General features: G+C 41.5%; 10 protein-coding genes. 5 read left to right on the forward strand and 5 right to left on the reverse strand.

All coding sequences use genetic code 11. The features are described 5' to 3' along the window. Positions 1–135: 135 nt before the first annotated feature. Positions 136–1,038: a LysR family transcriptional regulator gene (locus CXF81_RS01650; RefSeq protein WP_101179490.1), complete on the forward strand. Its 903-nt coding sequence runs from the start codon at positions 136–138 to the stop codon at positions 1,036–1,038. Positions 1,039–1,281: 243 nt separating this feature from the next. On the opposite strand, the gene CXF81_RS01655 is transcribed toward CXF81_RS01650, so the two are convergent. The 3 genes from CXF81_RS01655 to CXF81_RS01665 are packed head-to-tail and all read right to left on the reverse strand — an operon-like array spanning position 1,282 to position 5,356. Further along, positions 1,282–2,742: an aldehyde dehydrogenase gene (locus tag CXF81_RS01655; RefSeq protein WP_101179492.1), complete on the reverse strand. Its 1,461-nt coding sequence runs from the start codon at positions 2,740–2,742 to the stop codon at positions 1,282–1,284. A gap of 10 nt (positions 2,743–2,752) precedes the next feature. Beyond that, the gene (locus CXF81_RS01660) at positions 2,753–4,033 is read right to left on the reverse strand and encodes a cytochrome P450 (RefSeq protein ID WP_101179494.1); all 1,281 of its coding nucleotides are present in this window, start codon (positions 4,031–4,033) and stop codon (positions 2,753–2,755) included. 24 nt (positions 4,034–4,057) lie between these two features. Beyond that, complete coding sequence (locus CXF81_RS01665) at positions 4,058–5,356, reverse strand: glutamine synthetase family protein (protein WP_101179496.1); 1,299 nt, start codon at positions 5,354–5,356, stop codon at positions 4,058–4,060. A gap of 146 nt (positions 5,357–5,502) precedes the next feature. Here CXF81_RS01665 and CXF81_RS01670 point away from each other — a divergent pair, with 146 nt between their 5' ends. Continuing rightward, positions 5,503–6,378, forward strand: coding sequence for a catechol 1,2-dioxygenase (locus CXF81_RS01670; protein WP_198556290.1), 876 nt, complete (start codon positions 5,503–5,505; stop codon positions 6,376–6,378). A 111-nt stretch (positions 6,379–6,489) separates the two neighbouring features. Here CXF81_RS01670 and CXF81_RS01675 read toward each other — a convergent pair whose 3' ends face one another. Together CXF81_RS01675 and CXF81_RS01680 are read right to left on the reverse strand one after the other, a co-directional pair. Beyond that, on the reverse strand, positions 6,490–7,323 hold the full coding sequence (locus tag CXF81_RS01675) for a type 1 glutamine amidotransferase (protein WP_101179498.1): 834 nt from the start codon (positions 7,321–7,323) through the stop codon (positions 6,490–6,492). A gap of 13 nt (positions 7,324–7,336) precedes the next feature. Next, positions 7,337–8,317 carry an AraC family transcriptional regulator gene (locus CXF81_RS01680; protein ID WP_101179500.1) on the reverse strand — a complete coding sequence of 327 codons (981 nt, stop codon included), beginning with the start codon at positions 8,315–8,317 and terminating at the stop codon, positions 7,337–7,339. A gap of 214 nt (positions 8,318–8,531) precedes the next feature. Here CXF81_RS01680 and CXF81_RS01685 point away from each other — a divergent pair, with 214 nt between their 5' ends. The 3 genes from CXF81_RS01685 (at position 8,532) to CXF81_RS01695 (ending at position 13,335) form a co-directional block, all read left to right on the forward strand. After that, positions 8,532–9,698, forward strand: a complete 1,167-nt coding sequence (locus CXF81_RS01685) for an MFS transporter (protein WP_101179502.1) — start codon at positions 8,532–8,534, stop codon at positions 9,696–9,698. Between the two features lie 179 nt (positions 9,699–9,877). Beyond that, positions 9,878–10,921: an AraC family transcriptional regulator gene (locus CXF81_RS01690; RefSeq protein ID WP_232771739.1), complete on the forward strand. Its 1,044-nt coding sequence runs from the start codon at positions 9,878–9,880 to the stop codon at positions 10,919–10,921. A 110-nt stretch (positions 10,922–11,031) separates the two neighbouring features. After that, on the forward strand, positions 11,032–13,335 hold the full coding sequence (locus tag CXF81_RS01695) for a TonB-dependent receptor (protein WP_101179506.1): 2,304 nt from the start codon (positions 11,032–11,034) through the stop codon (positions 13,333–13,335). Positions 13,336–13,344: the final 9 nt, after the last annotated feature.

Below are 13,344 nucleotides of genomic sequence, written 5' to 3' on the forward strand. Positions count from 1 at the left end.
ATTTCTCCTTGTTCTTTTGATATTGACTTTTAAAAGCAACACTTTCATCTGCAGGTTACTGCAATTAGTTTTTGCTAACAATTATCAAAAAAATGAATGATACTGTGCAGAATTGCACAGAAAGAGGTCGTAACGATGAACTGGGATGATTTAAAAATAATCTTAGCCATTTCACGATGTGGAACTATGAGTGGTGCCGCAAGTCAATTAAATGTACAACATTCTACGGTATCTAGGCGTATTAAAGCTTTTGAAAAAAAACTAGGGACCAATTTAATCAGACGCAACAAAGGCTCCTACGAACTTACCAAAGCGGGAAATAAAGTTAGGGATGCTGCTCTTAAAGTTGAAAGAGAAATCATTAGTGTCGATAGCGCGTTATTAAACAAAAAAGATCCTTTGATAGGAACGTTGCGCATAACAACAATTAGTAGTTTGGCTTCAACCATATTGATGCCTATGTTTAGCGCTTTTAGTAAGGCTCACCCAAAGATCTATTTACATATTATGGCGTCAAACAACACCGCTAGTCTTGCTAATAGAGAAGCAGATGTTGCTATCCGGTTAAGTAATGCCCCACCGGAGTCATTAATAGGTAAAAATGCCGCCACTGTCTCATCCACCGTGTATTGCAGTTCTGACTACCTGAAAAAACACAATAAAAATAAAGATGATTTAAAGTGGCTGGGCGTAACTTGCTGCAGTTTTCACAAGAGATGGACAAAAGAGTCTTGTGATATTGCAACACATCAATTCAATATAGATGATGCGCTACTAACATGCTCAGCTCTTCGCGAAGGACTAGGAGTGTCGTTTCTTCCCTGCTGTATCGGTGATGTCGAGCCTACGCTAGTAAGGTATTGTGAGCCGGATTCAAAGTTTGATTTAGGCCTATGGATTCTTATACACACGGAATTAAGAAACAACGCTCGTGTATTGGCCTTTCGAGATTACATGATCAAGGCAATAGAAAAGCAGCAAGATATTTTTGCGGGCAGAATCAAATATGACGATAAGTTTACAGGCAAAGTAATATGAAATGATCAAGCTCGGTATGAGCTATCAAAAAAAACGTATCGATAAATTATTAATCATTAATGCTAGAAAAATGAAAACGGGGCCTAAGTATACTTAAGGAAACATAAAATTCTATCCCTTGGTCGGGTATTTACCAAGCCCGACTGACCGGTTTGCGCTCATACGAATTTGCAACAAATATAAGGGACCTCAGAGATCCCTTATTCAATGAAAGCCCAACGTAAGCATTTTCATATTTGGTTTTTACTCGACGGAGCCTTCCAATATTTGTAGCATTTTCAAATCAGAATGAAATTCCAATGCATAGTGTCCGCCTTCTCTGCCCAGGCCACTATGTCCGATACCACCAAATGGGGCAGTTAGGTCTCGCACAAGGAACGTATTTACCCACACTGTGCCGCCGCGTATTTGTCGACCGACACGTTCTGCTCGCTCCTTGTTGCCTGTATACACAATACCGGATAATCCAAATATTGTTGAGTTAGCTAATGCCACGCCTTCATCTTCATTGGCAAAGGTTTGAAAGGTCAATACCGGACCAAAGATCTCGCTTTGAACCACTTCAGAGTCATTGTTCTTAGGCTCGATCAGGGTTGGTTCATACCATAATTTTCCTTCTATAAATCGCTTTCCTCCGCGCACAACAGTATCTCCATTAGCGCGTGCTCTTTGCACAAAACCTTCCACTCTGGCAACATGAATTGGATGTATCATGGCAGAGATCGTCGTTTTAGGGTCTCGGCTATCACCCATCACGTGTTGATCAGTAAAACGATGAAAATGCGCTAAAAATTCGGCTTTGACACTTTCTTCAACTATGAGTCGAGTGCCTGCCATACAAACCTGACCAGAATCATCAAATTGCCCTGCCGCTTTCTTTGCCGCCGCTTCAATATCGGCGTCAGCAAAGACTAATAAACACGACTTTCCACCTAGTTCAGCCGTGAACGGGACGATGTTTTCAGCAGCAGCTTTGCCAATAATTCGAGAGGTGGGCACCGAACCTGTAAACGAAATCCGTTTAACCCGAGGGTCATTAACCAATGCATCGCCAACCTCGCTTCCTAGTCCTTGGACAACGTTAAACACGCCTTTCGGAAAATTGGCCTTGGCTATCAAGTCTGCCAAAAGTGACGCAGATAGCGGTGACCATTCGGCGGGTTTTAAAATAACTGTATTACCAGCAGCTAATGCAGGCGCGCACTTCCATGTGGATAACATAAAAGGCGCGTTCCAAGGAGTAATAATTACAGCGGGTCCTGCGGGCATTCTGATGACTCTATTTAAGGTGCCTTTTGATTGCCAAACCCGTTCTTCATGTTCAGTGGCTAAATCTGCATAGTTTCTAAAGTTGGCAGCCCCTCTTGGTACAAGTCGCAAACGTAAGCTTTCGAATAGCATGGCCATGTCGCTGCACTCAACGTTAGCGATATCCTCTTTGTACTCCTCAATTAAATCCGCTAAGCGATGTAAATAAACTGAACGTTGATCCGGACTTAATGCGGCCCAAGCTGGAAACGCTTCAGTTGCTGCATCGACCGCAAGTTTAGCCGTGCCTTCATCACCTCTAGCGACATTGACTAGCAGAATATCCCAATCCATGGGAGAGCGTGTTTCAAAAGTGTTTGGTGACGGTACTCGTTCTCCATTTATGAAGTGCTCACCTGAGACCATCACCCCATTGACGTTAAATCGATTGCTCATGTTATCTGCCCTATGCTGTGAATTTTATCGGCAATTTTTTGATACCGAGAATAAAATTGGAACGCAGGTAATTGTGTGGTCCTGTCTGTTCTACTTTACTGACACGTTTGGCAATCTCTTCTAATATCACCCTCACTTCCAGCTTAGCTAAAAACATGCCCAAACAGACATGCGGACCGCCTTGGCCAAATGATAAATATCGATTCGGCTTTCTACTTAGATTAATTTTGTAAGGCTCGTCAAATACGTTTTCGTCGCGATTAGCAGACAGGAACCACAAGATTAACTTGTCTCCTGTTTTAACTTTTTTGCCTTTATATTCGAAATCACTAGTTGCCGTCCTTCTAAAATGGGTTGTCGGCGATGCCCAGCGAATTAACTCGTCGGTGGCACTAATGAAAAAGTCTTTATTACCTATATTATCTTTCAGTTCTTGCAGTAGGGATGGCTGATTAGCTAAGGCATGTATGCAAGCTGTAATACTGTATCTGGTGGTGTCATTGCCGGCAGCGATGGCTAAACAAAAGAAGTTTCTAAACTCACCTTCGGATATTACTTTGCCGTTATTGTCAGGTTTCAAAATAAGATTAATAACACCGACTTGCTCGCCATTTCGTTCACGTTCGATGAGTTTATTGGCATAATCAAATAGCTCCATAGCTGCGGGCGATCTGAATGGCAGCATTCGGTATTCCTCAGTATCGACTTTATCGAGCACAAAATCGGTGTAGTCAGGGTCGGTATTTGATATTAACGCATCGCCTTTTTGCACCAGCCATTCATAGTCTTCTTCGGGGACGCCTAAAATTTTACCAAGCATCCTCATGGGCAATTGAGATGCAATTTGTTTGACTGCGTCAAACTCACCCAATTTAAGAGACTTCTCAATTAGTTCAACCGTGATGTCTCTAATTTCGTCTTCATATTTCGCAATTTGCATGTGGCCGAAGGCTTTATGCATGATGAGTCTTGTCTTTGTATGTTCTGGTGGATCTGTTTCTTGGAAGGTTTTTCTAGCTTCGTATTCTTCTTCAGTTTGATCTTCAATACGGATGCCTTTGCTTGACGTTAACAAGCTAAAATCTTTGTTTAAGGTTTGGATATCTTTGTGTTTAGTGACAGACCAAAATCCTCGGCCGTCAGCTTCTTCACACCAGCTTATGGATTCTTCATTACGTAAACGCTCGAAGGTTTTAAATGGCGCACCTTCGTTAAATGCATCATAAGACGACAAATCAACAGCGTCATTCGTTGACCCTGAAAATGGGTATTTCCAATTCGTGTGTAACATCTATAATTATCCTTTAAGTTGTGACTAAATGTAGTGAGAATAGTAAGCCACTATTTGGTCTGTTGATTTACCATCGAGCTCAGCAATTTCAGCTCTTTTTACTGCGCAGTAGTTTTCGATTAGCTCAATGCCTAATGCGCTGGCAAGCTTTTTGTCCGCTTCGAGCATTAAAATTGACTCGCCTAACGAATCTCCAACATGGCGTGTTGTGCTTACCTTTTCAAAGCCGTCGTTTAGTTCTTCAGGAGGTAACTCATAGCTGTTTTCATAACCTAATAAGGCGGCTTGCAATACCGCAGCAACTGCAAAATATGGACTTGCTGAACCGTCTCCAACACGATGTTCAATTCTGGCACCGGTACCTGCTTCACTGGAAATTCGCACTGCTACGGCTCTATGATCATGTCCCCAATTAGCCCAATATCCACACATGTTGGCAGGTTTTAATCGTGCATATGAGTTAACGGTTGGCGCAATAACCGCACTGAGAGCTTCATGGTGTTGCAGTAATCCAGCGATACAGCCTTTGGTTAAATCCGAAAGGTTGTTCTTGGTTACGCCGTCGGCTAAGGCATTGTTTCCATTTTTGTCGGTAAAACTGATGTTGATATGCAGACCAGACCCACTTATTTCAGGGAACGGTTTGGCTAGAAAAGATAGTAAATATCCTTTTTTATACAGCACTTCTCGGGCTAAATTTTTAAATAAGAAAAAATTATCACAAGCGCTGAGGGCATCTGAGTAACGCAAGGTTAATTCAAATTGGGGAGAGTCAAATTCTGCATTTAACGATTCAATAGGGATATTGCATTTAGCCGCTTCATCCCAAATTAAATCCATTAATCCTTCGGGGTCATTGAAAATGCCAGTGCCGTATACACAGGCACCTGGCGCATCATAGGGAACCAGTTTCGAGTTCTCTTTGCTGACCACATAAGCTTCGCCTTCCAAACCAATCATGGGGTTTAAACCGTGTTTTTGCCATGCTTTAATTGCTTTTTTTAATGCAGCTCGGCCACACAGCCCAAAAGGACGCTCATGCTCATATACATCAGCTAAAGCAATAACAGAGTTTGGCTCCCAGCTTGTGCGATAATCTTGGGGATCGAATTTCATACACACATCAGGCAAACCTTGGTCATAACCGCCATGTGGAGCTTCTACTATTTGCTTCGAATAAGTAACTGAATAAACACCTTTACACAGCATTGCTTCGCCTTTCGAGGCAAAGCTTCGAGGAAGATACTTTCCACGCGCCAAGTTAAGTTGGTCACAAAATAAAACCCTTATTTTTTGTTCTTTTGAATTATCATGTTTGCTCATACGGGGGCCTCTAATAATATTCACTGCTAAGTTATTTGTTTCTGACACGAATGTCTTAGCAATAGAGGACAACCTCCTCGTAAAGCATTCTCTTCTGCTAATTTATGAATATGATGTAATCCTTAGCAATTTTTAAAGAGTAAAAGATGATGGGTGAAATCGTTGGTGCTGGACTTCTATCGCATGTCCCTACTATTATGTTGTCCAAGGAAATTAGGTATGAATTAAATGAAGGAAAAGAAATTTCCTTGATACCTGGTTTTGATCGAATTAGAAAAGAGGTGCTTGATGTACTCAAGCCGGATGTCGTTATCGTGCTTGATACACATTGGGGTACGTTAGTAGAGTATGTGGTTACCTCACACGCAAGACGGGCAGGAAAATACACATCAGAAGAATTACCTAGAGGCATGCATCAAGTTCCATACGACCTGAAAGGGGACCCTGATTTAGCTAACGCCATGGCTGAAGAAGTCAATAAAGAGGGCGTTCGATGCAGTGCTATTGATGACCCATATTTGCCCATACATTATCCAACTATTAATCTTGCGCACTACCTTGAGCAAGGTGAAGCGTGGATATCTGTTTCTTGCGCTATGACAGCGGGTGCTGACGAAAACTTAGCGGTCGGAAGAGGCATCGCTAACGCAATCGCTAAGTCAGGCAAAAAAGTGGTGATACTGGCCAGTGGTTCTATGAGTCATACTTTTTATCCGTTTAACGAGTTGCACTTACATGAATCAAGCGACCCAAAACATATCTTTAGTGATGGTGCTCGGGAAGCAGACTACGAGAGATTGGCATGGTTTAAACAAGGCGATCATGCGTCGGTAATCAATAACATGGATGACTACTATCAATACAAACCTGAAGGACGCTTTGCTCATTATCTTATGATGGTTGGCGCATTGGGCTCTGATAAATGCAAGGCCATAGGAAGGCAGTTTAGCGATTATGAGAACTCTGTTGGAACAAGTCAGGTGCACGTTTGGTTTGACCGCCCTGAAGAGGGCTGGTCATAAAGACTGAGTTACTACTAGCGCCTTCTCTACCTGTATTTAAGTCGTCGTTGACAAAAACTCGATAAAGCGCTTTATGTCTTTATCGGGTTTTATTTTTTACGGCGATTTAACTTACCCTATAGACTTAATATAATTCAACCAATTGAGTATTTCTAGTCCCCTAATATTGCCATCGGTAAGGTCGGTATCTATACCAAGTAGCCAAGCCATCGCTTTATTATTAGGCTCCAGTTCCAATGCTTTCATCTGCTCAATTAAGCGCGCGTGTCCTTCATCGTTTTCAACAAATTTGTCATTTAACATATCGTCTTTGTAGAGTTCAAACAGCATTCGTAGTTGTGCAATATCAAATTCAGGATGATATTGCACGCCCCAGACTTCAGACTTCTCTACCGGAATAATCGCTCCTTGTATTTCACTATGTGCATTACTGCATAACAAGGTAGCATTTGCGGGCAATCTAGTGACCTCATCATAGTGAATGCAGGGAGCATCATAAAACCATGGCTTTTGCTGCATAAATGGGTGGGTTTGAGCGCAGGCCGTAAGGCTGATTTTTCTGGCAACACCCAGTTCCCGACCATTGCGGCAGGGTGCAACAGCGCCGCCTGACGCAATTGCGGCAATTTGCAGTCCCCAACAACTTCCTAATATTGGTTTTCCTGTTTTGGCAAACTCAATTAATGCGTCAATTTGTTTGATAACCTCGGGTGTTTCGTCGAATGCGCGCAAGCTAGAACCAGAAATAACTAGCCCAGCATAATTCTCAAAACTTTCACCTTCTGGCAATACTTGACCTTCAGCAGCATTGACCACGTCAATACCAATATGCTTGTCAAAACATCTAATTGCATTTATGTAGACATCAGAGGCAGATATAACCCCGATTTTTTTCGCTTTTTGCTGAGTTTCGATGGTATTTCCTTCCATCATCAATATTTTCACTTATTCAATCCCCTTAAATAGATGGCATTTCGCCGGTCATGATTCTTCTGTATGTGCGCGGGCTAACGCCAAACCATCTTAAAAACGCCCTCGAAAATGTACTGTGTTCGGAATAACCCAGTTTTAACGCCATTTGCGCTAACGAAACACTTTTTGCCAAAGTAAGCTCGCATGAAGCTAGATTCATTCTGCAATCATCAAGTAAGTTTTGGTAAGACTTGCCTTCAGCGGATAATTTTCTTCGCAGTGTGCGCGTCGACAAACAGAGTTCTTTGGCTACAAAGTCTTGGCTAATATCAGTTTCAATTAAGCCCCTATATATTAAATATTTAGCTCTATCCATAAACGCCATACTGCGATTTTTTGACGAATAAATTTTTGACAACTCAGCAATTTCTGTTTGCGATGTTTCGCTGCTCTTAGATAATGCTCGAGACAGAAATTTAGCGGGAAAAATAATCTCATTTGCATTTGATGAGTAAGTTATTGGTGCATGTAAATATTGATGAAGCTCTGAATTCTTAGCCGTTTTTGGCGCTTCTATCCCAATCCTTACATGAGAAAATATATCGGGAGAGACAGATTTAAGGAAATTCGCGAATATACTCAAGGTATATAAGGCATCCTGTTCTCGCGGCCAAATTTGAGGATCGAGTATCTTGTAACTCAATCGCGCGATATCTTCATTTACCTCAAGCTTCATTAACGTAGCGTCTTGGATTAGTGGATAAAAACGACACAACCAATGCAGACCCATACCGAGTGTTCTAGATTGCATGGCAACTTTACCCAAAACACCTCGTGATAGATAATTGCATGAGGTGCCGACTAACCAACCCAATTCAGGCTTGTTTGCTTTCGCTGCCGCTTCCTCCAGAGAATAAACAAATTTTGACAATGGTAATTGCGATTCATTTTTAAATGTTTCTACGTTTTCTGGCATCCATACCTGCCAATCCTCAAGCACTGCTGATGTTATGAAGGGGGTAGTCATAATTATTACCTTTTGTGCTTTTCAGGAGTTTTACTGATTTAGAACAAAATATAATGAAATTAAACGTAAAACATTTATCTATTGTTATCGATATGTTACCTATAAGTATCAATCTGTGAGATTTGTGATCGTTTTGTTGCAAATAGTCCTAACATGCCAAGTTTTCTAATACTGAGTGTGACAACGTAATGCGAAAAGTTAAGGTGTTTGTCATATGCACAACGAAGTCGATTTTAATTCTCCCACTATTGTAAAAACCGGTGTGCTGCTGGGCACAATAGGGGTCTTATCGTTTATTGTTCAACCAGGGCTTGTTCAAGGATTTGTGACCCAAATGGGATTATCCGAAGCAAGTGCTAATGCATTAGCGTTTGATGAGATGTTAGGGGTCGCTATTGCCACCTTTGTTACGTCATTTCTTAAATCCAAAATTAATTGGCGGCATATTCTTACCACTGCGCTTGCATTCGCTGTTTTGGGAAATTTTTTCTCTGTATTCGCAATGTCATCTCTGGATTTCTTATCCGCAGCTCGCTTCATCACTGGATTGGGAGAAGGGGCAATCATCTCACTTAGTTTTACCATCATTGGCTTAACTAAACGGGTCGAACGAAATTTAGCCGCCTATCTTGTGTTATTGCTAACCTATGGTGCTTTTGGCTTGTGGATCATGCCACAAGCATTCAGCACAGTCGGTTTGGAAGGGATCTTTATTATATGGGGGAGCGTCACTGCATTATGTTTTTTTGTGGTCAAGCACATTCCCGCATCGTCAAATCAAGCAGTTAATCCTGAAACTAGTGCTATCAATATGCCGATGTCTACTAAATTGACTGCGCTGTTGGGTGTACTTTTGTTTAATTTGGCAATAGGCGTTGCTTGGGCCAATTTATTTTTAATAGGAATGGAAATAGAACCCAACGAACAAGCGATTGCTAACGCCTTACTAATATCTCAATTCTTCGCTATTTTAGGCGCTTTGATCCCCGTCTTCATGGAGAAAAAGTTGGGCCTGTTCAAGCCGATCCTGCTTACTATTTTTGGTAGTATTATCTCTATTTCATTATTGATGAATGATCCTACGCTGACCACGTTTATAATTGCGGTAAGTTGTTTCAACTTTTTATGGAACTTTGGACTTCCTTTTGTGTTGAGTGGTGTTGGTAATTTAGATAAAAACGGTCATATGATCAGTCTAGCTATTGCCCTACAAATGACAGGCTTAGGTTTTGGACCTTTCTTTGCTGCCATTGTATTAGGCAATGAAGGCAGCTTTTACGACGTTCAAATACTCATTGTCTCCTTATACTTATGCTGCTGTGTACCATTGATGTTAGCCTTAAATACGCATCGAAAAAAGTTAAAAAAGGCGCTTGTATAGAGTCGTTTTTGTGTTGTCAGGGGTGCGTGCCAATGCTGATTATGAACACCAATGTACGCCTTACCTTGCATCGTAGCAGGCGCAAAGTAGCGCTATCGTGGATGTCGATCAATTGCTAATAATAGGGTATGGTCTATTAAATTCATCAGCTTAATTATCGAGTACAAATGAGGGGTCGATTGTATCATCGCAGTGACGGACTTGAACCTCAAATATGGTCAAGCGTGCTGCGTAGTCTGCAATTTCACCTGGCTGAACATAATATTGATACTCCGCATTTGTTGCATGAATGCGGTATCGCTATTGATGATTTAGAGCATCCCCATGGACAAATCCCACTAAACCGATATCTGAACTTTTTAAACAAAGCCGCGAAAGAAGCTGATGATCCATTGATTGCTATTAAATTATCAAAGTCTATAGGGCCGGAACTATTGGGTGCGCTTGGTTTCTTATTTTTATCCTCAAGAACTTTATATGATGGGCTAGATGCGATATGTCAATATCAAAATCTATTCCAAGAATCAACTCAGCTATCGTTGGATAGAATGGGAAGTCACTATGTTCTGGGGTATCAAGTTTATGGCATGGGCAATATAGACACACGTCTCGATGTTGAATTCAGTATCGCCTATACCGCTCGCTTAATTCGCTTGTTCTCAAACAATCAAGTTAAATCAGTTAAAATGCTTTTTAGGCATTCGCCATCAGTGTCAGTTTCACACTATCTTAGGTTAGCAGGGCTGCCATGTGAATTTAATCAAGCGGTTAACGGGGTTTCGATTAAGGCTGAGGATATCAGCTTTAAAGGCGCCAGATTTGATCCTGACCTCACCCAGATTTTAACCGATTACTTGGATGCTGATTTAGCCTCGAAAAATCACGTAAACCGCTTTTCCGACCAAGTCAGAACCGCGATCATGAGTGAGCAAGGTCAAGAAACAATTACCGCTAAGCTCATTGCACACAGACTAGGCGTTTCTATACCAACATTTTTTCGTAGATTAAAGCTAGAAAATGAGTCATTTAAGACAATGTTGGACAATGTGCATTATGAATTGGCATGTAAATATTTATCTGAAACACAGCTGAACATCTATCAAATAAGTCATTTGCTGGGTTTCTCATCGACACCAAGTTTTACTAGGGCCTTTAAAAAATGGACCAATGGAATCACTCCCAGCGCCTATTTAACTCAGCTTAAGAGAAACCAAGGCCTGTAGTTTTAGTTCCCCGCTTAAACACTTTGTCCTCATATGCTAAGTACAATCCTGTCAGAAGTGAGTATGTTGATCCTATTAACAAATACGTAACAGGGATTAAAGGCACTTACATGAAACTAAAAAAATCATCAATTTATATAGCGCTTGCATTGGGTTTAACCGTCGTCGGGCAGGCTCATTCACAACAAGAAGCACAAGAAAAAAACAAAGATAATCTTTTTGAAGTCATTGAAATTACCGCAACTAAGCGCTCAGAGTCAATTCAAGAAGTGCCGGTTTCTGTATCAGCGTTATCAGGTGAACAGTTAGATGCTTTAGGCATCAGTGACAATGCCGAAATTACTCAACAAATTCCCAATTTCCAAGTAAACGCATGGTCTCCTCAGTTAACTATTTTTAACTTGCGAGGGGTTTCACAAAATAACTTTGTAGATAACTTAGAAGCGCCAATTGCTGTTTACCAAGACGAATCTTACATTGCCAGTATGAATGCAATTTCGGGCCAAATGTTCGATATTGAACGAGTTGAAGTGTTGCGAGGCCCGCAAGGAACCTTGTTTGGTCGAAACGCAACAGGAGGCTTGGTTCACTATATCAGCCGCGGTGCCAGCGATGAATATACAAATGGTTTTGTTGATGTATCGGTTGGATCGTTCAATCGTCAGAGTGTTGAAGGTGCAATTGGTGGCGCAATATCCGATAATGTTAGAGCTCGTTTTGCCTTTAGACATGAAACCGCAGATGGCTATATAGAACCGATGGCAGGCGTTCCCGATGTTGACCAAAGAGCGATCGGTGGTGCCGATGGTTATGGCTTAAGAGGTATCATAGAAGTCGACTTTTCGGATACTTTGCTTGGTGAATTCATCATTAAATATTCTAAAGATGATGACGTACCGACGGGTGGATACGTATTCGAAAATTGTGATTTTGATGCCAACGAATTATGCCCTGTTGATGCTTCAGGTCGTGCAATTGTGACTGGGGGCGTGGTCTCTGGCGACGAGCACAAACACATGAATGATACTCGCGGTTTTTTAAACCGAGAAGTAACTAGCTTAACTGCCAAGTTGACTAAGCAATTTGATGAGTTTGAATTGGTCAGTATTACTAATCATTTGAATATGGATAAGTCTTATTTGGAGGATGGTGATGCCTTTAACGCGCCTATCGTTGTATTTGGACAAGACACTGACTTCACTCAATTTTCACAAGAGTTGAGAATATCCGGTGATACGGCTCCCTTAAAATGGCAAGTCGGCGGTTACTATATGGATATCGATATGGATACTGACGCTTTAACTATAGGAGCCCCGAATATTGATTTATCGTTTGGGTTATTTGAGGCTGGCATTATATCAGCTCCGACTGTTTTTGATGATTTCCCTTTCGATGGTCGTTCAGATAGAGAATATAATTTAACCGTTGAAAATGTCTCCGTGTTTGGTCAAATTGATTATGACCTTGCAGACGACATAATACTAACTGCGGGATTGAGATACTCAAAAGATACCAAAAATATTAATTGGGTTGCCTTTTTTAGTTCGGATCAACAAGCCGAGCGTATTCCATATGCAGCTACTGAAAGTAACCTAAATGTTGAAGCTGCAAGCATATTCAATCGGTTTGCTGATGACAGTATCGACTACTCAGACTATGCAGCAAGACTGTCGTTGAAGAAACAGTTTTCAGATTCCACAATGGGTTTCGTGTCTTGGAACAGAGGTATAAAAGGGGGCAACTGGACTTTATCATCGGGTGTTTCTCCCGAGCGTTTCCGGCACGAGCCAGAAGTCTTGAATTCGTTTGAAGTAGGCATAAAAACAGAGCTAACCAAGGGTACTCGCTTAAATGCAACCACTTACTACTATGATTATGATGACTATCAAACGTTTGTTGCTATTCCTCCTGGTGAAGTTTCGCCCAATCCACAAATTGGTAATTCCGATGCAACCGCGTACGGTGCTGAATTAGAACTCATTAGTTCGTTAACCGATAATGTCGACATGATGCTTGGCTTAGCATTTAGTCATTCGGAAGTTGAGGCTATTCAAGCAGGTGCCTCACCGGTGCTAAACGCACAGTTTCCTAATGCGCCAAGCGTGTCTGGCAACTACCTATTTCGTTATTATAAGGAGCTCGGTGAAAATACAGTCGTGTTCCAATTTGATGGCGCATATTATGGGGACCAATTTTTAGAAGTAACTAACGGCCCGGGTACGCTGCAAGAGGCTTATAATATATCCAACCTAAGTGTGACTTACGAAACCGAATCTTGGAGCTTCAGTGTGTGGTCAAAGAACCTATTTGACGAACGTTACAAAGCCTACTCTCTTGACCTAGGTGCATTGGGCGCGACGACTTATTATGCCCCGCCTCGTACTTCTGGTGTATCTGCAAGATATGAATTTTAAGTGTAATAG

The sequence above is a fragment of the Glaciecola sp. 33A genome (genome assembly GCF_002836745.1).
Lineage (GTDB): Bacteria > Pseudomonadota > Gammaproteobacteria > Enterobacterales > Alteromonadaceae > Glaciecola.